This window comes from Burkholderia sp. MSMB1589WGS (assembly GCF_001636105.1).
GTDB lineage: Bacteria > Pseudomonadota > Gammaproteobacteria > Burkholderiales > Burkholderiaceae > Burkholderia > Burkholderia humptydooensis.
The window spans coordinates 195,876-218,755 of record NZ_LNJT01000001.1 but is presented as its reverse complement, the minus strand read 5'-3'; the positions used below and the strand labels follow the sequence as shown (position 1 = coordinate 218,755).

Below are 22,880 nucleotides of genomic sequence, written 5' to 3'. Positions count from 1 at the left end.
TGGGCGGTTGTGCATGACGGGGGGCGGTGGGCTTCCCGGCTTGCGCCGGGCCTCGGATTCGTGTGCTGAAAATACGCCGGGCATGTGATCGTTATACGAATGCCGGTGCAGGAGATCAAATGCAATGCGCAGGAAAGGCGATCGAGCGCGCGCCGACCACTACTCGCGCGCGGCGGGCCGCAACGCCGTCGCCGCATGGCTGCGGTACGCCGCCTCGAACAGCGTCGTGCTCAGCGCCATCGCGGCCAGCACGTGATCTACCGGCTGTTCCGATTGACCGTGGCGCAGGCAACGGCCATCGCTATCAGAAGCAGCAGCAATGCACGACATCCTGCTGCCCATGCCGCGTATTGCTTATGCATCGCGGTGATGCTCATCAGATGTGGCGCGCGCATCGACTGCGTTGCGCTGGCGCCGCCAGTCGGATGGCGTGATGCCGAAGCGTTCGCGAAAGGCCGTCGCGAAATTGCCCGGCGTGGAAAAGCCGATTTCCTCGGCAATATCGCCGATTCCCATCGACGTTTCCGCGAGAAAGTGCATCGCGGCGCGCAGGCGCGTGTCGCGCAGATACTCGAACACGGTCTGGCCGAGATGGTCGCGGAACACGCGCGACAGGCGCTTTTCGTGCGTGCCGACCTGCCGGGCGAGATCCTCGAGCGCGGGCGGATAGCGCAGGTCGCGCAGCAGGACCTCGCTCGCCGCGCGCACCAGCGCGGCGTCGGGATGGTCGGGAAGCTCGGGCAGATGCGCAAAGGGCTGGCTGCGGCGCGCGCGCTTCAGGTGATTGCGGATTCGCGCAATCACTTCAGCCGGTTCGAACGGCTTGACGATGTAGTCGATCGCGCCGGTTTCGAGTCCCGCGATGCGGTCCTCGAGGTCGCCCGCGGCGGTCAGGATGATCACGGGTATCGACTGCGTGGACGGCGTCGACGCCAGCAGCCTGCACGCGGCGAAACCGTCCATGCGCGGCATGCGGACATCCATCAGGATCAGGTCGGGAGAGATCGCCTGCGCACGGTGATAGGCCTGCAGGCCGTCGAACGCGACGCTGATCCGGCACCGCGCGGCACGCAGGATCTCGGTCAGGAGCCGCAGGTCGTTCGGGCGATCGTCGGCGACAAGAATATGTGCGCCAACGAGATCCGGCGTGGTGCGAAGCGACACCGGACTGGACGAGCGGGATGACATGGTTGCGAACGCGTGGGGAGGATGGTCTGTTGGACAGAAAGCATCGCAATGTGCACGATTGTTGCGAAAAATTATATGCCGACAACAGTGCCGTTTGTGTGGATTCCGTGCGACCGGTGGGGGCATGGCGAACGGGATATGGCTGCGTCATCGCGGCAGGTGGCCGGGCGACGGAAAAGAGGTGGAAAAATCTGCCGGATGGCGCTTTGATTTTCGGTCGTTATTCCCGGTTAATTCGCGAAAACTCGAATTGGCATGGGCGATGAATTCACGCGTGCGGCATCGGAGTGCCATATGAAATTTGATGTTGATCGAATGAGGCAATTCATTGCCCATCTGATTGAGAATTTTGGGTGGGCGGCCAAAATTTTCTTCATGTTTAAATAAAATATTCAGCCGGATCGTATGAATGTAAATGTCGTCCGCTCTGGAAAATATTTTTTCCGCTCTGGAAAAGGTTTGTTTGGACAAATGCCTGCACACTAGGCCAGGTGAGGTTGGAATCGGTTCTTTCAGATCCGAGGGCATGGCGACAGGCTGGTGGCCAGCGCGAAGGTAACGAAAGCTTCATATTTTCTCGAATGTGTTGATATATAAGGCAAGCTGGGAATTATGAGGCCTGTAAAGATATGAGGCGTCTAGCAAGAAGAAATCGTCGAGGAAATTCAAGCAATTAATTCGGTGCAGGGGTCGTTCGGCAAGCCATCGATTTTTCCGGAAATCCGGAAAGTTCGTCCGGTAGCCGAACGGAAAGAGTGAGTGACTTCGCGTTGGCCGCCGGCAGTTCGATCCATTCGGGGGCGGTCGCGCGTGGCGCTCTATCGAATCAGGCGGGCACGATAAATATGAGCACGACAAGCATGGCAGGTCAGGGCACCGGTTCGATCGAACCGGGGTCGGCTGTCAGCGTCAGCGATCCGGCGACGCATGCTTCAGCCCCGGGGACTGAACGACTTCATCCTCCTCCCGAATGAAACATGACGGGCCGCCTGCGGTGCGGGCCGGCAACCGTCCATCCGGCGTCAGAACGCCGCTTTCCCATGAGATTCGAGGTCGCCCTTCGTTCGGCGCGACGGCGCACGCGTGCGTCTTTTTGCGGCGCGCTGCGCATCGCGCCGCCGTTTCGGCGGCGACGTCGACTTCCATGATCCGATAACCGGCGATCGCCGTCGCGCATCGTGCCGAAGGGCACGGGCGGCGTGCGGTCGCGTGATCGCGATATTCATCGTGAGTGTCGGGCAGCGCTGTTCGTCAGTTTTATTGGTAATGCGAATCAAATAACGGGGCGTCGCGAGGTGGGCGAAAACGGAAAGGGTGCGTTTTTTGCCGGCCGCCGCGTTCGCTGTTGCGTCATCCAGCACATGGGAACCGAGGGAAGACAAGATGAACAAGTCGTTCAAGTCGATCTGGAACGAAGCATTGGGGGCCTGGGTTGCAGCGTCGGAGCATGATCGGGCACGCGGCAAGCGTGTCGCATCGTCGCGGAGCGCGTCGACGCCCGCCACGAACACGGGGACCGGGGCAAGCGCGGGAACGCCTTCGCTGATGTCGCGGCGGCGGCTGGCCGTGCTGACGGCGTCCGCGTATCTCGGGTTGTTCCAGACAGGCGCTCATGCGCAGTATTCGCAGGATGGCGGTTCCGCCACTGGCGGCCCCAGTTCCATATCGATCGGCCTCGGTTCGATTGCCACGCAGGAGAATGCCACCGCGTTTGGCAACCTGTCGACGGCGACGGGTGTTTCCGCCACGGCGTTGGGCCCAGGTGCGCACGCGACAGGCAGCGGGTCTACCGCTGTCGGTATCAACGCGCAGGCGAACGGCGTTAATAGCGCGTCGCTCGGCGTGCAGGCTATCGCTAACGGCGACTACTCGGTTTCCATCGGCAACCTTACGAGTGCGACCCAAAGCGGCACGGTGGCGATCGGCAGCGGCGCTTCCGCGACCGGCGTTTCCGCCATCGGGCTCGGGAACAATGCGCTGGCCTCCGGCCAATATGCAGCCGCGCTCGGTCTCGGGTCGATTGCGTCCGGAGCTCAAAGCGTCGCGCTCGGCTATGCGTCGCATGCCACCGATACCGGAACGGTCGCGCTCGGCAACCAGGCGACGAGTTCCGGTGCGGCCGGCGTGGCGGTCGGCAGCGGCGCGCTGGCTTCCGGGAATTCCGGCGTCGCGATGGGCGTCAACAGCGGCGCGAAGGGCACGTCGTCGATCGCGATCGGCTGGGGCGGCACCGCCGGCGTGCCCGGATCGGGCACGCAGTCGCTCGGCATCAGTTCGATCGCACTGGGTTCGAGCACGACGGCCAGTGCCGATCAGGCGATGGCATACGGCCTGGGCGCGAACGCGTCGGGCATCAGTTCGATCGCGATGGGCGTGCAGTCGAACGCGACACAGGAGTTCGGCGTCGCGCTCGGCAATCTCGCGCTCGCGACCGGCATATCGGGGACCGCGCTGGGTTCCGGTGCGACCGCATCGGCCGTGAATGCGACGGCAATCGGCATCAACAGCGTGGCGGCGGCGGGCTCCACCGTCGCCATCGGCGACACCAACTCGGTCGCCGCCGCAGCAGGCGCCGGCTCGATCGCCGGCGGCAACAACTCGAAGGTGCTGAGCGGCACCGGCGCCGTCGCGCTCGGCGAAGGTCAGACGGCGAGCGGCAACGGCGCGGTGGCGATCGGCGATCCGAGCACCGCGATCGGCACCGGCGCGGTCACCGCCGGCTCGAACAACACGGCGAACGGCGACGGCGCGGTGGCGATCGGCAATACGAACAACGCGCAAGGCACCGGCTCGATCGCGCTCGGCAATACGTCGACGGCGGCGGCGGCGGGCGCGGTGGCGTTCGGCGCGTCGGCTGTGGCGAACAACGCGGGCGATGTCGCGCTTGGCTCCGGTTCGACGACCGCCGCGCCGAATCCGACGGCAAGCGCGATGATCGGCGGCGTCACGTACAACTTCAAGGGCACGACGCCGACCAGCGTCGTCAGCGTCGGCGCGTCGGGCACCGAGCGCCAGATCACCAACGTCGCGGCCGGGCGCATCAGTTCGGCGAGCACGGACGCGATCAACGGTTCGCAGCTCGATGCGACGAACCAGGCGGTCAATTCGCTGTCGACGTCGACGGCGTCGAGCATCACGTCGTTGTCGACCGGCGTGTCGTCGTTGTCGACGGGGCTGAGCTCGACCAACAGCACGATCACCTCGCTGTCCACGGCCACGTCGACGGTCGTCGGCTCGTTGTCGACGGGCCTGAGTTCGACGAACAGTTCAGTGACGTCGCTGTCCACGTCCACGTCGACGGTCGTCGGCTCGCTGTCGACCAGTTTGAGCTCGACCAACAGCACGATCACCTCGCTGTCCACGGCGACGTCGACGGGCATCATCTCGCTGTCCACCGGCCTGTCGAGCACGAACAGTTCGATCACGTCGCTGTCGACGTCGACGTCGACGATCGTCGGTTCGCTGTCCACCGGCGTCGTTTCGCTGTCGACCGGCCTGAGCACGACGAACAGCAGTGTGACGTCGCTGTCGACTGCGACGTCAACGAGCATCGGTTCGCTGTCCACCGGCCTCAGCTCGACGACGAGTTCGATCACGTCGCTGTCGACCGCGACGTCGACGATCGTCGGCTCGCTGTCCACCGGCCTGTCGAGCACGAACAGCAACCTGACGTCGCTGTCCTCCGCGACGTCGACGGGCATCAGTTCGCTGTCGACCGGTCTCAGCTCGATCGCGACGAACAACAACAATCTGGGCAACAGCACGGCGGGCGCGATCGGCGGCGGGGCCGCCTACGATCCGACGACCGGAACGATTTCGGCGCCGTCGTACGTGACGTACAACGGCGACGGCTCGACGACGATCAACAACAACGTCGGTTCGGCGATCGACAACATCAACGCACACGGAATCAAGTATTTTCATGCGAACTCGTCCGCGCCGGACAGCCAGGCGATTGGCGTCGACAGTGTCGCGATCGGCCCGAACGCGGTATCGAAGGTGGATGGCAGCATCGCACTCGGCGCCGGTTCGGTGGCCGACCGCGCGACGGTACCGGCCTCGGGCATCATCCGCAACGGCAGCGCGTCGATTCCGTTCGACACGACCGACCAGACGCTGCTCGGCGCGGTATCGGTCGGCGACGCGACCAGCAAGACCTATCGCCAGATCACCAACGTCGCGGACGGCACCGGGCAGCAGGATGCGGTGACCGTGCGGCAACTGGCCGGCGCGTTACAGTCGTTCGCGGTGACGGGCCAGAAGTATTTCCATGCGAACTCGACGTCCGGGGATTCGCTCGCGGTCGGCGCGGAATCGGTTGCGGTGGGGCCCACGACGGTCGTCAACGGCGATAACGGCGTGGGCATCGGCAACGGCGCGATCGTCGATGCGACCGCGCCGGGCGGCGTTGCGATCGGCCAGGCCGCGAGTTCCGCGCAGGCCGACGCGATCGCGCTCGGCAGCGGCGCGACGGCGACGGGCGCGCAGTCGGTCGCGCAGGGCGCCAACGCGGTCGCGGTCAGTGTGGGCAGCGTCGCGCTCGGCTCGGGTGCGCGCAGCAATGCGACCGACGCGCTCGCGCTCGGCGCAGGCGCATCGGCGACGTTCGCGAACAGCGTCGCGCTCGGCGCGGGTTCGCTGACCACGGTCGGCGCGCTGACGAACTACATCGCGTACGGCCTGAGCAGCCCGCAGTCCTCGGCCGGCGAGGTCAACGTCGGCAACCGGCAGATCACAGGTCTCGCCGCAGGGAAAAACGGCACCGATGCGGTAAACGTGTCGCAGCTCGATTCGGTCGCCAGCCAACTGACGACGTTGATCAACCAGCGCACGTCGAACCTCGGCGGTTCGTACACGACGAATCCGAGCGGCACGAACGTGCCGCCCGGCTCGACCGGGTCGAACTCGTCGGCGGGCGGCTCGGGCGCGGTCGCATCGGGTTCGAACAGCACGGCGGTCGGCAACGGGGCGTTGGCGTCCGGCAACGGATCGACCGCGATCGGCGTCGGGTCCACCGCGACGGGCAGCAATTCGGCCGCGATCGGCACGGGCAGTAACGACGGCGGGCGGTCGGACGTCGTCGCGGTCGGCTCGGCGAATTCGGCGCGCCAGGTCGTCAACGTCGCGGCCGGTACGCAGGGGACCGATGCGGTCAACGTGAACCAGTTGAACGCCAGCGTCGCCAATACGCTGGCGCAGGCGAACAGCTATACGGACGGCCAGGTCGCCAGCCTGCGCAACAGCCTCGACAGCTACCGCCGCGATGCGGACGGCGGCACGGCGACGGCGATGGCCGTGGCCGGCCTGCCGCAACCGTCCGGCCCCGGCAAGAGCATGGTCGCGCTGGCCGGCAGCGTGTATCGCGGCCAGTCGGGACAGGCGCTGGGCATTTCGACGATTTCGGAGAACAACCACTGGATCTACAAGGCGGCCGTCTCGACCAACACGCGCGGCACGTACGGCGCGGTGGTCGGTGCTGGATACCAGTGGTGAGCCGCGGCCCGCGCCGTTTCCCTTCCATTCAGACAATGGCAAACATGAACGCAAATCTTGCAAAGTTCGCGGCCGCGGCACTGCTCGCCGCCGGCCTGACCGGATGCGCCACGCAGCAGGGCGATCCGCCGTTCCCGTCGCCCGATGCGGCCACGCTGCCCGAGGGCACGTATCCGAATCTCGCGAACCTCGCGCAGGTCCAGCCGGGCGTGACGAAGAACCAGTTGTACGAACTGCTCGGGCCGCCGCATTTCCACGAGTGGATTTTCCATGTGCGGACGTGGAACTACCTGTTCCAGTTCCGTCATGCTGGAAAGGTCGAGACCTGCCGGTATCAGGTTCAGTTCGATTCGGACAACCGCGTCGTGAAGACGCGGTGGGACAAGGCGGAGTGTGAGGCGTTCGGCGGGAAGGGAGCATGAAGGCCGACGCCGTCTGACCGGCCTTCGGGCCGCTTGCGGGCGCCGATGTCCTGAGTCGCTCGGCGCCCGCCGCCGCTTTACCGCGCCAGGCCGGCGTCGCCGCCCGGCGCCGCGGCGCCTGCCGGGCGGCTTCAACCCCGCGCCGCACCCGTCGACTCCCGCACGACCAGCTCCGGCGCACCGATCGTATGCACGGCCGCGGCCGGCTCGAAGCCGTCGATCATGTCGAGCGTCAGTGCAATCGCGCGCGCGGCGATCAGTGACGTCGGGAATCGGACCGTCGTCAGCGCGGGGCGGAACTGGTGCGCGAGCTGGATATCCGTCATGCCGACGACCGACAGGTCGGCCGGCACGCGCCGGCCGAGATCGGCGGCCGCCTGCATCGCGCCGATCGCCATCAGGTCGTTGGTCGCGAACAGCGCGGTGAGGTCGGGCTTCGCCCGGAGCAGCGCGGCGGCCGCTTCGTAACCGCCTTCGATCGAATCGTGCGTCGACACGGTCGTCAGCGCATCCACCGGATGGCCGCGAGCTGCGAGTTCGTCGGCAAAACCGCGCAGCCGCAACGACTGCGGGCCGCCCGAGCCCTTGCCGACGAGTGCGCCGAATGCGCGATGCCGCAGCTCGGACAGGTGCGCGGCGGCGAGCGCACCCGCCGCCGCGAAATCGACGGTCACGCAGGGCAGTGTGCGCGACGCGTGCACATGCTCCCACATGCACAGCACGATCGCCGCCCCGCGGCGCGCGATGTCGGCGAGTTCGGCCTCGGCGAGGTCGGTGTTCATCACGATCGCGCCGGCCGCCAGCGTGCCGGCGATCCGCTCGAGATAATTGCGCGTGATCGCCGGATCGTCGTCGGTGTTGGACACCAGCAGATAATGGCCGCGTTTGCGCGCCTCGCGCTCCGCGGCGAGCACGAACTCCGGATAGAACGGGTTCGTGATGTTCGACAGCATCAGCGCGAGTGTCGATGTGCGGCCCTCGGCGAGCGCGCGCGCGGTGAGGTTCGGTCGATAGCCGAGTTCGCGAATCGCCGCCATCACGCGTTCGACGGTCGCCGGCTTCACTTTCTGAGGATTCCGCAGCACGTTCGAAACTGTCGCCGCGGTGACGTTCGCGCGCCGCGCGACTTGCGCGAGCGTCACCATGCGAGGCCTCCGGCCGGTCGGGCAGCGTCGTGCGGGAAGGATGAAGAGGGGGCGTGTTTGCTCATATTCTGGGAGTGCGTCCCACAAGTTGCGCAGAGACAGGCGATACGCTAATTTCTGAACGCATCACATGAAGGAGACGACATGGTACGGCGAAGCGGGCTGATCGCACCATCAAAATTTAAGCGTTTAAATCTATGGATTCGACGCGTGTGATTCAGGAGAGGAGAGTGCGATGACCGCCATTTCATTGAAGGATGTCTCGAAGCGCTACGGCGACCATGCGCCGGTGCTGCGCAACGTGAACCTCGAGATCGCGTCGCACGAGTTCTGCGTGTTTCTCGGTCCGTCGGGCTGCGGCAAATCCACGCTGTTGCGGATGATTGCCGGGCTCGAGGACGTGAGCGAAGGCGAACTGCAGATCGGCGGCACACGAATGAACGACACGCCGCCTGCCGAGCGCGGCGTCGCGATGGTGTTCCAGAGCTATGCGCTGTTTCCGCACATGACCGTGTTCGACAACATCGGTTTCGGGTTGCGCATCGCCGGCGTGCCGAAGGACGAGATCCGCCGCCGCGTGACCGAGGCCGCGCGCGTGCTGCAGCTCGACACGGTGCTCGAGCGCAAGCCGAAGGCACTGTCGGGCGGCCAGAGGCAGCGCGTCGCGATCGGCCGCGCGATCGTGCGCGAGCCACGTGTGTTCCTGTTCGACGAGCCGCTGTCGAATCTCGACGCGACGCTGCGCGGGCAGACGCGTGTCGAGATCGCGCGCCTGCATGCACGCTTCACGCAATCGAGCTCCGTCTACGTGACGCACGACCAGATCGAGGCGATGACGCTGGCCGACCGGATCGTGCTGCTGCACGCGGGCGACGACGTCGCGCGCTTCGGCAGCATCGCGCAGGCCGGCGCGCCGCTCGAGCTGTATCACCGGCCGGCCAACCGCTTCGTCGCGGGCTTTATCGGCTCGCCGCGGATGAATTTCCTGCCGGCGGCCGTCGTATCGAGTGATGCACACGGATGCCGCCTGCGTCTGGACAGCACCGGCGAGACGCTGACGTTGCGCGATCGTCCATTGCCGCGCCATACCGGCAGCGGCGCGCGCGTGACGCTGGGGGTCCGTCCCGAGCATCTTGCGGTCGCGCCGTCCGGCGACACCGATATGCCCGCGATCGTCCGCGACGTCGCGCTCGTCGAGCAACTGGGCGAAGCGGCGTACGTGCATCTCGACCAGCCGGACGGCGTACCGCTGCTCTCGAAATTGCCGGGCCAGGTCGCGTTGCGGCGCGGCGAGCGCTGCGCGTTCTGCGTGCCGCCGTCGTGCTGCCACCTGTTCGACGAGGCCGGCATCGCGTTGCCGGCCGCACACGCCGAAGCGGCGTTCGCGTAGCGGCGCCGCGCCGATCCGCCGCGCGCGGCGCGGCACCCATCACACCAATACCAGGAGACAACGATGAGACTTCGTGCGAGCCGACTGCTGCTTGCCCTGACGACTGCCGCCGCGTTCGCCGCGGCAACGGCCGACGCGGGCACGTTGAAGGTGAACGTCGCCGCGCGCGGCAACCAGCGCGCGACGTGGCAAGCGGTGTTCGACCAGTTCCACAAGGCGAATCCGGACATCGACCTGAAGGTCAGCTACGTCGGCGAGGAGGCGTACAAGGTGCAGATGTCCGGCTGGCTCGCGACCGATCCGCCCGACGTGCTGAGCTGGAACAACGGCGAGCGGCTCGCGTATTTCGCGAAGCGCGGGCTGATCGAGGACCTGAGCGCGGACTGGCAGAAGAACGGCTGGAACGACACGTATGCGGCCGTGAAGCAGTCGTCGACATACGGCGGCAAGCTCTACAGTCTGCCGCTCGGCTATGACGCGTACGGCCTGTTCTACCGCAAGGATCTGTTCGAGAGGGCGGGCATTCATGGCGAGCCGGCCGATTGGGCGCAGTTTCTCGACGCCTGTCGCAAGCTGAGGGCGGCGGGCATTGCACCGATCGCGGTGGCTGCGCGCGATGCATGGACGCTGGCCGCGTGGTTCGACTACCTCGACTTGCGGATCAACGGCTATGCGTTCCACCAGAAGCTGATGGCGGGCGACGTCGCTTATACCGATCCGCGCGTGCGCGCCGTGTACGCGGCATGGAAGAAGCTGATCGACGACAAGTATTTCATCGACAACGCGCTGTCCTACGACGTCGATTCGCTGAGCCCGCTGATCGTCAACGGTCAGGCCGCGATGACGCTGATGGGCACCTGGTATTCGGCCGGCCTGCTGAGCGCAACGCGCAACCCGATCAGCTTTTTCCGCTTCCCGGTGATCGACGCGTCGGTGCCGCTTGCCGAGGACGGCCCGGTCAATGTGCTGATCGTCCCGGCGAAGGCCCGCAACAAGACGGATGCGCGCCGCCTGCTCGCGTTCATGGGGCAACCCGCGATCAATGGCGAGTTCGCGAAGGGCATGGGACAGTTGCCGTCGAACAACAAGGCGCCCGAGCCGCAGGACCCGATCTCGAAGATCGGCTTCCGCACGCTCGCGGCGACGCCGGGCGGCATCGCGCAGTTCTACGATCGCGACATGACGAAGGAAATGGCGGACGAGGGGATGAAGGCGATGCAGCAGTTCCTGTCCGACCCGACGCAGCTCGATGCGATCCTGCAGCGTCTCGAGCAGACCCGCAAGCGCATCTACCGGAAGTAGCGCAGCAGGGCCGGGCCGGCTGCGCCGGTCCGGTGCTTCGTTGTCACCGTCACGCCCGTTGCGTTCGTTGCGTTCGTTGCGTCCGTTTCGTCCGTTTCGTCGAAGGTCATCTCATGTCAACCAGCCTGTCCGAAAGTGCCGCGCGCTGCGAGGCCGGTCCGCGGCGGCATGCACGTGCGTCGCTCGCGCGCCGGCGCCACCGCGCGGCGCTGCTGTTCGTGCTGCCGGGTTTCGCGCTCTTCACCATGTTCGTGCTGTATCCGATCGTCAGCAGCATCTGGCTGAGCTTTCATCACTGGGATGGGATGACGCCGATGACGTACGCGGGGCTCGACAACTATCGCGAGCTGCTGCAGTCCGATACGTTCTACGTCGCGCTGAAGAACAACGTGCTGTGGCTCGCGCTGTTCCTCGCCGCGCCGCCGCTCGGCCTCGCGCTCGCGCTGTACCTGAACCAGAACGTGTTCGGGATCCGGCTCGTCAAGTCGCTGTTCTTCGCGCCGTTCGTGCTGCCGGGCGTGGTCGTCGGCCTCGTGTTCTCGTGGTTCTACGACCCGACCTTCGGGCTGCTCAAGCTCATCGTCGGGCACGGCATTCCGGTGCTCGGCGATCCGCGCTATGCAACCTACGGCGTGATCGCCGCCGCGCTGTGGCCGCAGGTTCCGTTCTGCATGATCCTCTATCTGACCGGGCTGACCGGCATCAACGGCGAAATCGTCGAGGCGGCGCGGATGGAAGGCGCGCGCGGCTTCACGCTGCTGTGGCACGTGATCCTGCCGCAGTTGCGGCCCGCCACCTTCATGGCGGTGGTGCTGACCGTGATCGGCGCACTGCGCAGCTTCGACCTGATCTCCGTGATGACGGGCGGCGGCCCGTTCGACAGCTCGACCGTGCTCGCGTACTTCATGGTCGACCAGGCGATCAAGTATTACCGCGAAGGCTATTCGGCCGCGATCGCGGTCGTGCTGTTCGCGATCATGCTCGTCTATATCGTGTGGCAACTGCGCAAGCTGGTGCGCGTGGAATCATAAGGATCGCCAACATGTACCCGATGCCCGTGTCCCGCTGGGGACGTCCTGCCCGCTGGCTGTACCGGTTGTCGCTGCCGTGCGCGCTAGCGCTGTGGCTCGTGCCGCTGCTCGCGGTGCTCGTCACGTCGGTCCGCTCGACCGACGAGATCATGGCCGGTCATTACTGGAGCTGGCCGAAGCAGTTCGCATTGGTCGACAACTACGGCACCGCGCTCACGCAGACGCCGATGCTCCACTACTTCGCGAACAGCATCCTGATCACGGTGCCGTCGGTCGCCGCGTCGATCCTGCTCGCGTCGCTGGCGGGTCATGCGCTCGCGAACTACCGGTTCCGCGGCAACCTCGTGCTGCTCGGGTTGTTCGTCGCCGGCAATTTCGTGCCGATCCAGATCCTGATGATTCCGGTGCGGCAGATCATGCTAGGCGTCGGCCTCTACAACACCGTGTGGGCGCTCGTGCTGTTCCATACCGCGTTCCAGACCGGCTTCTGCACGCTGTTCCTGCGCAACTTCATCCGCGAGCTGCCGTTCGAGCTGATCGAGGCCGCGCGCGTCGAAGGCGCGTCCGAGTGGGCGATCTACCGGCGCGTCGTGCTGCCGCTCGTGCGGCCGGCGCTCGCGGCACTCGCGATCCTCGTCTTCACGTTCGTGTGGAACGACTACTTCTGGGCACTGTGCCTCACGCAAGGCGACGACGCGGCGCCGATCACCGTCGGCGTCGCCGCGCTCAAGGGGCAGTGGACGACCGCCTGGAACATCGTGTCGGCCGGCTCGGTGCTCGCCGCGCTGCCGTCGGTCCTGATGTTCTTCGCGATGCAGAAGCACTTCGTCGCGGGGCTCACGTTCGGCGCGACCAAGGGCTGATCCGTCCAATCCTCTTTCTTCCTGCAGGGAATCCATGATGCACCTCGGCGTTTGCTACTACCCCGAACACTGGCCGCGCGAACAATGGGACAGCGATGCTCGGCGGATGGCCGAACTGGGCCTGAGCCGCGTGCGAATCGCCGAATTCGCGTGGAGCCGGATGGAGCCGGAGCCCGGCCGCTACGACTGGGCGTGGCTCGACGAAGCGATCGACACGCTCGCGCGCCGGCAGTTGAAGATCGTGCTCGGCACGCCGACGGCCGCGCCGCCGAAATGGCTCGTCGACCGTCATCCGGAGATCCTGCCGGTCGGCGCGGACGGCGCCGCCTGGCAGTTCGGTTCGCGTCGCCACTACGACATCTCGAGCCCCGTCTATCGCGAGCATTGCGTGCGGATCGTCGGCGCGATGGCGCGGCGCTACGGCACGCATCCGGCCGTGATCGCGTGGCAGACCGACAACGAGCTCGGCTGCCACAACACGCTGCCGAGCTATACGCGCGCGGCGCTGGCGGGTTTTCGCGCGTGGCTCGCCGCGCGCTACGGCGACGTCGGCGCGTTGAACCGCGCGTGGGGCAACGTGTTCTGGAGCATGGAATATCGCAGCTTCGACGAGATCGAACTGCCGCGCCATACGCCGACCGACGCGAATCCCGCGCACGTGCTCGACTTCCGGCGCTTTCAGTCGGACGAGGTCGCGCGTTTTCATGCGGTGCAGGTCGATGCGATCCGCGCGCATGCGCCGGGGCGCGACGTGCTGCACAATTTCATGGGCTTTTTCACCGAATTCGATCACTACGCGTTCGCGCGCGGCGGCCTCGATGTCGCCGCGTGGGACAGCTACCCGGTGCCGCGCACCGAAGTGCTGCTACTCGACGAGCAGGACAAGCATCGCTGGGCCCGCACGGGCCACCCCGACGTGTCGGCGTTTTCGCACGACCTGTATCGCGGGGTCGGCAACGGCCGGATGTGGGTGATGGAGCAACAGGCGGGGCCCGTCAACTGGGGGCCGCACAACCCGGTACCGCATGCCGGCGCGGTGCGGCTGTGGACGTGGGAAGCGTTCGCGCACGGCGCGGAGCTTGTATCGTATTTCCGCTGGCGGCAGTATCCGCACGCGCAGGAGCAACTGCATTCGGGCCTGAACGCACCCGACGACCGGCTGTCGGCGGGCGGGCATGAAGCGGCGCGCGTTGCGCGCGAGCTTGCGGCATTCGACCGCGCGCTGGTCGAGGGCGCAGCCGCTCCGGCGCGCGTCGCGCTGCTGTTCGACTACGAGGCCGACTGGATGATCCGGATCCAGCCGCACGGCGTCGATTTCGACTATCAACAGCACGCGTTCGACTGGTATCGCGCGCTGCGTGAGCTGGGGCTCGACGTCGACATCGTCGCGGCCGATGCCGACGTGTCGCGTTATGCGCTGGCGGTCGCGCCGACGCTGCCGGTCGTTCCGGACCGTGTTGCCGCCCAGGTCGCGCGCGGCGGCACGCACTGGCTGTTCGGGCCGCGCACGGGCTCGCGCACGGCCGACTTCTCGATCGTGCCGGGACTTGCGCCCGGCAAGCTGCGCGACGTGCTGCCGATGCGGATCGCACAGGTCGAATCGTTGCGGCCGTCGCTTGCGCCGCGTGTCGCGCTCGACGGCGTCGATGGCCACGCGGTGAAATGGCGTGATCACGTCGACGCGGATGCGGCGGCCGGAGTCGACGTGCTCGCGACGTTCGACGACGGCGTGCCGGCGCTGGTGCGGCGTGCTCACGTGACGATGGCGACCGCGTGCTTCGATCGTGCGTTGTTGCGTACGATCGTCGGCCGCTGCGCGCGCGACGCCGGATTGCCGGCGGCGGCGCTGCCCGACGGCCTGAGACTGCGCCGCCGCGGGCGCGTCGTGTTCGCGCTCAACTACGGCGACGCGCCGTGCACGCTGTCCGCGCCGGCCGGTGCGCGCTTCGTGGTCGGCGGGCCGGAGCTCGGCGCGGTCGATGTCGCCGCATGGGTCGAGCCGGACTGACGCGATGCGGGCGCTGCGATCGCGTTTCGCGGGGCTGGCCGGGATTGCGCATTTTGTTCCGCTGTCCGCCGCGGCGCTGATGCTGGGCGTCGCGATGTCGTTTACCGCGCCGTACCTGTCGCTGTTCGGCGTCGAGGCGGCCGCAATGTCGCCGTTCCTCGCGGGCGTGTTCATGACGCTGATCGCGGCGAGCGGAGTCGTCGCGAGTACGTGGGCCGGCCGCTGGTCCGATCGCCGCGATCGCCACCGGCCGCTGCTCGTCGTGTCGCTCGCGGCCGCCGCGCTCGGGTTCGCGCTGCTGTGCGTGCTGCGCGCGCCCATGCCCGTGATCGCAGCCGGCACGATCCTGCTCGGCGCGGGCGCCGTGTCGCTGTCGCAGATCTTCTCGTTCGCGCGTGCGGTGCTGCCGGCCGACAGCGACGCGCAGCGCGAGCTGGCCTTGGCCGCGCTGCGTACGATGTTGTCGGCCGCCTGGGTGTTCGGCCCGGCGCTCGGCGCGCTGATACTCGCGCAGACGGGCTTCACCGGGCTCTTTCTCGCGGCCTCCGCCGGGTTTGTCGCGTGCGCGGTGATCGTCGCGCGCATTCCGGAGCCCACGCGCCGCCCGGCGGCGGCCGAAGCGGGCAGGTCCGCCATGACGAGCGCAGCCGGCGGCGATCCGGCGCAGTCGGTCGATGCGGCACCGGGCGCGGTCGCGCCGCGTGCGGTCGTGCTGCGCACGCTCGCCGCGCTCATGCTGATCGGCCTCGCGGCGAACGCGACGATGATCGTGCTGCCGCTATATATCGTGCGCGGGCTGGGCGGCACGCCGACGAACGTGTCGGCTGCGCTCGGCCTCGCTGCGCTGCTCGAGATCCCGATGATGCTGTGGCTCGGCGTCCGCTCCACGCGGCTGGACAAGGCGCGCTGGCTGACGGGTTGCGCGGCCGTGCATGCGGCGTATTTCGCGGGGCTCGCGGCGGTGACGCGCGTCGAGGCGATCCTGCCGCTGCAACTGCTGAGCGCGTGCGTGGTCGCGATCACGTCGTGCCTCGGCATGACGCGCGTATGCGACCTGATGCCGACACGTTCCGGCACAGCGACCGCGATGTTCTTCAGTACGGCGCGTGTCGGCTCGATCGTCGCGGGTGTGCTGTCGGGCGCATTCGTCGACCTGTTCGGCTATCGCGCGACGTTCGCGGGTTGCGGCGCGCTCGCACTCGTGGCGCTCGCGCTGCTCGGTTACGATGCGCGCGATCCGCGGGCCGGCGCGACACGTGAGACAAGTACGACAGATGCGTCGGAACGGCCGCGCAGCCGCTTCGACGCACCGCACTGACGCGCAGCGCGCGCCAGTGCGGCGGCAGGTCAGCGTCGCCGGAATGCGTCGAGCGACGACAGCGCATGGCCGTGGAAGTCGAACAGCGTGTTGTTGTCCCATTGATCGCCGGCGCCGAGCTTCCACCCGACGCCCGGCGTCGGAATCCATTCCGGCTCCCACCAGAACACGCCCGAGCCGCGATTACCCGGCACGCCCTTGACGATGTCGACCACGGCTGCGAGGAACTGCGCCTGACCGGCCGGCGACGGCTGGAAGGTCGTCGATCCGGTATTCGTCATCGAGTTCGGCTCCGAATCGCCATCGCTCGTGGTCCACGGATACGCGGTCTCCACGACGATCAGCTCCTTGTCGTAGCGCACCGCGAGATCGTTCGCGTTGTTGCGCAGGTCGTCGAGCGAGCCTTGCCATTGCGGGTAGTACGACAGGCCGATCACGTCGAACGCGACGCCGCGCTGCGCCGCGCTGTCGAACCACCAGCGGCTTTTCCCGTTGTCGCCGCCGCTGTCGATGTGCAGCATCACCTTGATGCGCGGATCGACGGCCTTCACCGCGTCGTGGCCCGTCTTCAGCAATTGCGCGAGGTTGTCCCACTGATCGTACCGGCCGAGCGGCCGCAGCATGCCGCCCGTGATCTCGTTGCCGATCTGCACCCACTCGGGCCGCACGCCGGCGCGTGCAAGCCGGCGCAGCACGTCGGCCGTGTATGCGGACAGCAGCGCGCAGGTGTCCGCGAGGTTCTTGCCGGCCCACGCATGCGGCGGGTATTGCTTGCCCGGATCGGCCCACCAGTCGCTGTAGTGGAAGTCGATCAGGATGCGCATCCCGAGCGCGGCCGCGCGTCGTGCGAGCGCGATGGCGTGCGCCGCATCGTTGTAGCCGGCCGCGGCGCTCTGGTTCGCGGGGAAGAAGTCCGGGTTGCCGGGATCGTTCCAGACCTTGATGCGGATCGCGTCGACGCCGTGCGCGCGCAGGATCTTCAGGCAGTCGCGCGAGGCGCCGCCGCGGTCGAAGAAACTCGCGCCGTGGGCTTCGAGTTCCGGCAGCGTCGAGACGTCGGCGCCTATCGCGAACGGGCTCGCTGCCGCACCGCGCGCAGTGCGTTGCGCGAAGGCCGGCAGCGGGCCGGCCAGGTCGAGGCACGCGAGCGCCGCGGTTGTAACGCTCCAGCGCAACATCGATCGTCTGTTCATCGTCATCCTCCATGTGATGGACCCCGTCGGGTGAGGAGTTGTCGTCTTCAAGACTTTAAGCGCTTAAATTTCAAGCCTCGATACGAGGCCGGATCGAGCGTAGCGCACCCGCTGTCGCGCATGCAAAGAACGCATGCGTTGCCTACTATCTGGCGAAGCACGACAGGGCGTGCATTCCCGGCGTCATCTCGAACTTTCGATGTCGATGTACTCAAAAACGTACTCGTCTGCACGTGGCTTGCCGTGTTCCGGTTTGGACGGCAATAAAAAACCCCGCAAATTCAATGATTTACGGGGTCTTCTGGACTTCTCTGTACTGCGTTAAACAGCCTTGTGGTGCCCAGGAGAGGACTCGAACCTCCACGGTGTTGCCACCGCTAGGACCTGAACCTAGTGCGTCTACCAATTCCGCCACCTGGGCACTGCTGCATCGAGCAAGGTCGTTATTCTAGACGTCTTATGAAATCTGTCAACAGAAATTTGGGGAGAGACCAAAATTTCTTGAAGACGGTGTTTACGGGACGCATGTCGCCTCACACATAAAAGAAAAAAGCCAGCTTGCGCTGGCTTTTGAAGCTGGTGCCCAAGAGAGGACTCGAACCTCCACAGTGTTGCCACCGCTAGGACCTGAACCTAGTGCGTCTACCAATTTCGCCACCTGGGCAGGTGTGTGCTGCAAAGACTGCTATTATAGACGGCCGAACGATCCTGTCAACACTTCCTCATCGGCCGCCCAGGGCTTCCGCATGAAGAGGCATGTCAGGCAAGGCCGAGGATGGAGTCACGCATAGCGGTATCCCATGCGGCGAGGTTACGGATGTTCTTCAGGCTCACCTTCTTGGGCTGCCGACTCTGAGCCAGCCGGGCGAGATTGAGTGTGATCTTGCGCAGACTGGCCATGTTGCGGGCGGCCAGGGTGTCGCGGATCAGGCTGGCATCCTCGCCCCACGAGACATCGAGGACCCAGTGCAGTTGGTTTTCGATGCCCCAATGAGCACGGATGACCGGAGCCATCTCAGTTGCTTTCACCGCTTTCGAGCTGATGTAGTAACAGCGCTCGGTCGTCACTTTCTCGCCAATCTGGCGTGTGCGCTCGAGCATCACCAGCCGCTGGAGACCCGCCCAGTGCTGTCCTGTCCCGCTCAGCCACGCCACATCATCGCTGACCCGGCAAACCCGGGTCTCCAGCCGCCCGTGGCCTTTGTCATGTTCGGTGTGCTCCCAGTACGAGCTTTCGAGCTTGCCGTCCTGGGCAGCCGCAAACCACTGGCGCACGCCTTCGGCCAGTCGCGGCTGATTGTCCTTGACCGCCAGAACGTAGTCGGCCCCGGCCTCCACGATCGTGCGTGCGATCTCGTGCTGCGTGCCGATCGCGTCGATCGTTATCGTCGCGCCCTGCAAATCGAGCGCGGCCAGCAATTCCGGGATCGCCGTGATCTCATTGCTCTTATCGGCCGTGCTCACTTGCCCGAGGCTCAAGCCGTTGTTCGAGCACCATGCCGACACCAAATGCAGCGCCGCATGCGTGCCGCTACGGTTGCCGCGCACCGCCTTGCCGTCAATCGCCACATGCTGGCCAGCCAGCGCCGGACACAGTTGCCCGACCCAGTCGATGAAGCAGCGCTCAAACGCTTTCGCACTGAGCGCGCCGAATACCCGCCGGAACGTATCGGGCGACGGCACGCCGTTCTCATACGCCAGATGGCTACGCAGCCAAGCAAGCTGCGTGCGGCCCCACAGTGTCATCGTTTCCCAGTCCTCCACGCCGCATAAAACCGCGCACAGGGCGGCAAACAGGATTTCCTGCAACGGATAACGGCAGGCGCGGCAGCGCGGGTCTCGCAGTTCGGCAAACGCGTCCATGATCGTTGGCATCTCTCGTCCGGCAAAAATCGAGAGTAAACCTGAGACGCCAAATGTTTACAACAACCTTTTCCGCTCTCAGCCTTGATTCATGGGGGCCTTCATGCGGAAGCCCTGATCGGCCGCGCGTATCGCGGCGCATGCGGCGCAATACGCGGCGCGCGGTCCGTTCGCCGCAGCGGCGGGTGTTAGAATGGGGCGGCATGAGCGGCGCGCCCGTTCGGCTCCGCTTGCCGCGGTCGCGCAAGCCAAACGCAACGAGAAAAATCATCGACAAGCCCTTGAGCAAGTATCCGTATCCCATCCCGAGCCGCGAAGAGATTCTCGGCGTGCTGCGCACGAGCGACACGCCGCTTGCCGCGAACGATATCGCTGAAGCGCTGTCGATCAAGCGTCAGGAGCGCGAAGGATTTTTCCGTCGCGTCGCCGCGATGGAGCGCGACGGCCAGATCCGTCTCGACAAGCGCGGCCATTATCAGTTGACGCATCCGTCCAACTTCGTCGCGGGCCGCGTGCAAGGCCATCGCGACGGCTACGGCTTCGTGATCCGCGACGATGGCCAGGACGACCTGTTCCTGCCGAACGCCGAAATGCAGAAGGTCATGCACAATGATCGCGTGCTCGCGCGGATCGTCGGCTATGACCGGCGCGGGCGGCCGGAAGGGCACGTCGTCGAGGTGACCGAGCGCGCGAACAAGCGCGTGATCGGGCGTCTGCTGAACGAGAACGGCGCGCTCATCGTCGCGCCCGAGGACAAGCGGATCAGCCACGACATCCTCGTCACGCAGAACGTGAAGAAGGCGAAGGTCGGGCAGGTCGTCGTCGTCGAGCTCACCGATTTCCCGAGCCGTCATTCGCAGCCGCTCGGCCGCGTCGCCGAGGTGCTCGGCGACATCGACGATCCCGGCATGGAGATCGAGATCGCGGTGCGCAAGTACGGCGTGCCGCACGAATTCGGCGCGGCGGCGCTCGGCGAGGCCACGGCGCTGCCGGACAAGGTGCGGCCCGCGGATCTGCGCTATCGCGTCGACCTGCGCGACGTGCCGCTCGTCACGATCGACGGCGAGGACGCGCGCGACTTCGACGACGCCGTGTATTGCGAGCCCGTCGCGGTCGGCCGCGGCGAGGGCTTCCGGCTCATCGTCGCGATCGCGGACGTGTCGCACTACGTGCAGCCCGGCAGCCCGCTCGACGTCGACGCGGTCGAGCGCAGCACGTCGGTCTATTTCCCGCGCCGCGTGATTCCGATGCTGCCGGAGAAGCTGTCGAACGGGCTCTGCTCGCTGAATCCGCAGGTCGACCGCTGCGTGCTCGCGTGCGACATGATCATCAACGCGCGCGGCGACATCAAGGCATACCAGTTCTATCCGGCCGTGATCCATTCGGCCGCGCGGCTCACGTATACCGAAGTGGCCGCGGTGCTCGCGAACACGAAGGGGCCGGAGGCCGCGCGCCGCGCCGAGCTGATGCCGCACCTGCAGAACCTGTACGGCGTCTACAAGGCGCTTTTCGCCGCGCGGCAGAAGCGCGGCGCGATCGATTTCGATACAACCGAGACGTACATCGTCTGCAATACGCAAGGCAAGATCGAGCAGATCCTGCCGCGCCAGCGCAACGACGCGCATCGGCTGATCGAGGAATGCATGCTTGCCGCGAATGTGTGCGCGGCCGATTTCCTCAAGCGCAACAAGCACCCGGGCCTCTACCGCGTGCACGCGGGCCCGACGCCCGAGAAGCTCGAGAACCTGCGCGCGTTCCTGCGCGACATGGGGCTCACGCTGGGCGGCGGCGACACGCCGCATGCGAGCGACTACGCGGCGCTGATGGCGCACATCCGCGACCGGCCCGACGCGCAGATGCTGCAGCCGATGCTGCTGCGCTCGATGCAGCAGGCGGTCTACAGCCCGGAAAACATCGGTCACTTCGGCCTCGCGTACGACGCGTATGCGCACTTCACGAGCCCGATCCGCCGCTATCCCGATCTGCTCACGCATCGCGCGATCTACGCGATCCTGTCCGGCAGGAAGTACACGCCGAAGTCGCCGGAAGGCGTCGAGCTGAACACCGCGCTGTCGCCGCGCGCGCGCGCGATGCAGCGCGAGGAAGACGAGGCGCGCGGGCGCGCGCGGTCGAACGCGGCGATCTGGGAGGAGCTCGGGCTTCACTGCTCGGCGAACGAGCGGCGCGCGGATGAAGCGTCGCGCGACGTCGAGGCGTGGCTCAAGTGCTATTTCATGCGCGACAAGCTCGGCGAGGAATACGGCGGGATGGTGAACGGCGTCACGTCGTTCGGCATCTTCGTGCAGCTCGATGCGCTCTTCATCGAAGGCCTCGTGCACGTGACAGAGCTCGGCGCCGACTACTTCCAGTATGACGAAGTCAAGAACGAGTTGCGCGGCGAGCGCACGGGCATCCGCTACCGGCTGTCCGATCGCGTGCGCGTGCAGGTGAGCCGCGTCGATCTCGACGCGCGCAAGATCGATTTCCGCCTCGTGCGCGAGACGCCCGTGAAGGCGCCGCGTCCGGCGGCGTCGGCGGCCGCGGCCGAATCGGGCGGGCCGCGCGTGCGTGCGCTGTCGCCCGCCGAAGGGCCTGCGCGGCGCAAGAAGGCCGCGAGCGCGCCGAGCGCGGCGGTGAAGGAAGCGCGGGCCGCCCGCAAGAAGGGCGCCGCATCGAAGCCGGCCGCGAAGAAGGCGCATTCGCGCAAGAAGTACTGATCGAGCGCGTCGCCGGCATGCGGCGACGCCGATCGAACGCCGTGCACCCGCAAGGGCGCGCGGCGCTTTCCGTTTTCCATGCGGTGCGCGCGGTGCGCGCACCGCGCGTTTTGATCGAAGGTTGTTCCAGCCATGTCACGTCTGAAGGTTCTCTACGGTTTTCATGCTGTGACCGCGCGCATGCGGCACGATGCGTCGACGGTCGCGGAGGTGTTCTACGATTCGACGCGCCGCGATCGCCGGATGCAGGATTTCCTGCATGCGGCGAAGGAAGCGGGCGTGCGCCTCATCGCCGCCGACGAGACGCGGCTCTGGGGGCTCGCGCATACCGAGCGCCATCAGGGTGTCGTCGCGCGCGTCGAGGATCTGCCGCTCGCGCAGAACCTTGCCGAGCTGCTCGACGGGATCGAAGGGCCCGCGCTGTTGCTCGTGCTCGACGGCGTGACCGATCCGCACAACCTCGGCGCATGCCTGCGCGTGGCCGACGCGGCGGGCGCGCACGCGATCATCGCGCCGCGCGACCGCGCGGCCGGCCTGAATGCGACCGCGGCGAAGGTCGCGAGCGGCGCGGCCGATACGGTGCCGTACATCACGGTGACGAATCTCGCGCGGGCGCTGCGCGAGCTGAAGGACGCGGGCGTGTGGGTGATCGGCACGTCGGACGACGCGACGGCGAGCCTGTACGACACGAAGCTCGACGGCCCCGTCGCGCTCGTGATGGGCGCGGAAGGCGAGGGCATGCGGCGCCTGACGCGCGACACGTGCGACGAAGTGATGTTCATTCCGATGGCGGGGAGCGTCGAGAGCCTGAACGTGTCGGTCGCGAGCGGCGTGTGCCTGTACGAAGCGGTGCGCCAGCGGCGCGCGAAGCAGTGAGCGCGCGCCGCTTTCGCAAAGGAGACACGAAACGCGCAGGAATGGGGTCGACGAAGCGTCTAGAATGAAGC

The 22,880-nt window shown here is 66.5% G+C and carries 17 protein-coding genes and 2 tRNA genes; 10 read left to right on the top strand and 9 right to left on the bottom strand.

Features of this window, described 5'->3' with window-relative positions:
- Window positions 1–159: 159 nt before the first annotated feature.
- The 4 genes from WT16_RS33400 to WT16_RS34660 all read right to left on the bottom strand — a co-directional run bounded on the left by WT16_RS33400 (window position 160) and on the right by WT16_RS34660 (window position 2,588).
- A complete protein-coding gene (locus WT16_RS33400) occupies window positions 160–342 on the bottom strand; it encodes a hypothetical protein (protein ID WP_156521390.1) in 183 nt (60 codons plus the stop codon).
- A gap of 12 nt (window positions 343–354) precedes the next feature.
- The gene (locus WT16_RS01020; protein WP_043282585.1) at window positions 355–1,188 is read right to left on the bottom strand and encodes a response regulator; all 834 of its coding nucleotides are present in this window, start codon (window positions 1,186–1,188) and stop codon (window positions 355–357) included.
- Window positions 1,189–1,335: 147 nt separating this feature from the next.
- Window positions 1,336–1,716, bottom strand: a complete 381-nt coding sequence (locus WT16_RS33395; protein ID WP_156521389.1) for a hypothetical protein — start codon at window positions 1,714–1,716, stop codon at window positions 1,336–1,338.
- 494 nt (window positions 1,717–2,210) lie between these two features.
- Window positions 2,211–2,588 (bottom strand): hypothetical protein, encoded by a 378-nt coding sequence (locus WT16_RS34660; protein ID WP_231892008.1) that lies wholly within the window; start codon window positions 2,586–2,588, stop codon window positions 2,211–2,213.
- Between WT16_RS34660 and WT16_RS01015 the strand changes: the two genes are divergently transcribed.
- A complete protein-coding gene (locus WT16_RS01015) occupies window positions 2,572–6,681 on the top strand; it encodes a YadA-like family protein (RefSeq protein ID WP_063532524.1) in 4,110 nt (1,369 codons plus the stop codon). The genes WT16_RS34660 and WT16_RS01015 overlap by 17 nt on opposite strands.
- Before the next feature lie 44 nt (window positions 6,682–6,725).
- The gene (locus WT16_RS01010) at window positions 6,726–7,103 is read left to right on the top strand and encodes an outer membrane protein assembly factor BamE (protein ID WP_006026578.1); all 378 of its coding nucleotides are present in this window, start codon (window positions 6,726–6,728) and stop codon (window positions 7,101–7,103) included.
- Between the two features lie 131 nt (window positions 7,104–7,234).
- Here the strand turns inward: WT16_RS01010 and WT16_RS01005 are convergent, their stop codons facing one another.
- Window positions 7,235–8,248: a LacI family DNA-binding transcriptional regulator gene (locus WT16_RS01005; protein ID WP_009917110.1), complete on the bottom strand. Its 1,014-nt coding sequence runs from the start codon at window positions 8,246–8,248 to the stop codon at window positions 7,235–7,237.
- Between the two features lie 235 nt (window positions 8,249–8,483).
- Between WT16_RS01005 and ugpC the strand changes: the two genes are divergently transcribed.
- The 6 genes from ugpC (at window position 8,484) to WT16_RS00975 (ending at window position 16,160) form a co-directional block, all read left to right on the top strand.
- Window positions 8,484–9,638, top strand: coding sequence for a sn-glycerol-3-phosphate ABC transporter ATP-binding protein UgpC (ugpC, locus tag WT16_RS01000; RefSeq protein WP_063532523.1), 1,155 nt, complete (start codon window positions 8,484–8,486; stop codon window positions 9,636–9,638).
- Window positions 9,639–9,701: 63 nt separating this feature from the next.
- Window positions 9,702–10,940, top strand: a complete 1,239-nt coding sequence (locus WT16_RS00995; RefSeq protein WP_063532522.1) for an extracellular solute-binding protein — start codon at window positions 9,702–9,704, stop codon at window positions 10,938–10,940.
- A gap of 113 nt (window positions 10,941–11,053) precedes the next feature.
- Window positions 11,054–11,971, top strand: a complete 918-nt coding sequence (locus tag WT16_RS00990) for a sugar ABC transporter permease (protein WP_006026582.1) — start codon at window positions 11,054–11,056, stop codon at window positions 11,969–11,971.
- Between the two features lie 11 nt (window positions 11,972–11,982).
- Entirely contained in the window at window positions 11,983–12,834 is an 852-nt protein-coding gene (locus WT16_RS00985) for a carbohydrate ABC transporter permease (RefSeq protein ID WP_006026583.1), read from the top strand.
- Window positions 12,835–12,871: 37 nt separating this feature from the next.
- A complete protein-coding gene (locus WT16_RS00980) occupies window positions 12,872–14,842 on the top strand; it encodes a beta-galactosidase (protein ID WP_063532561.1) in 1,971 nt (656 codons plus the stop codon).
- Between the two features lie 4 nt (window positions 14,843–14,846).
- Window positions 14,847–16,160, top strand: a complete 1,314-nt coding sequence (locus tag WT16_RS00975) for a sugar efflux transporter (RefSeq protein WP_063532560.1) — start codon at window positions 14,847–14,849, stop codon at window positions 16,158–16,160.
- A gap of 29 nt (window positions 16,161–16,189) precedes the next feature.
- On the opposite strand, the gene WT16_RS00970 is transcribed toward WT16_RS00975, so the two are convergent.
- From WT16_RS00970 to WT16_RS00955, 4 genes are all read right to left on the bottom strand, one after another.
- On the bottom strand, window positions 16,190–17,353 hold the full coding sequence (locus WT16_RS00970) for a glycosyl hydrolase 53 family protein (protein ID WP_063532559.1): 1,164 nt from the start codon (window positions 17,351–17,353) through the stop codon (window positions 16,190–16,192).
- Window positions 17,354–17,687: 334 nt separating this feature from the next.
- Window positions 17,688–17,774, bottom strand: a tRNA-Leu gene (locus WT16_RS00965).
- Between the two features lie 156 nt (window positions 17,775–17,930).
- Window positions 17,931–18,017: transfer RNA gene (locus tag WT16_RS00960), tRNA-Leu, on the bottom strand.
- Between the two features lie 95 nt (window positions 18,018–18,112).
- The gene (locus tag WT16_RS00955; protein WP_015601316.1) at window positions 18,113–19,228 is read right to left on the bottom strand and encodes an ISAs1 family transposase; all 1,116 of its coding nucleotides are present in this window, start codon (window positions 19,226–19,228) and stop codon (window positions 18,113–18,115) included.
- Window positions 19,229–19,497: 269 nt separating this feature from the next.
- Here WT16_RS00955 and rnr point away from each other — a divergent pair, with 269 nt between their 5' ends.
- Window positions 19,498–21,933 (top strand): ribonuclease R, encoded by a 2,436-nt coding sequence (gene rnr, locus WT16_RS00950; protein ID WP_006026587.1) that lies wholly within the window; start codon window positions 19,498–19,500, stop codon window positions 21,931–21,933.
- A gap of 132 nt (window positions 21,934–22,065) precedes the next feature.
- Window positions 22,066–22,809 carry a 23S rRNA (guanosine(2251)-2'-O)-methyltransferase RlmB gene (rlmB, locus tag WT16_RS00945; protein WP_006026588.1) on the top strand — a complete coding sequence of 248 codons (744 nt, stop codon included), beginning with the start codon at window positions 22,066–22,068 and terminating at the stop codon, window positions 22,807–22,809.
- The last annotated feature ends 71 nt before the right edge of the window (window positions 22,810–22,880 follow it).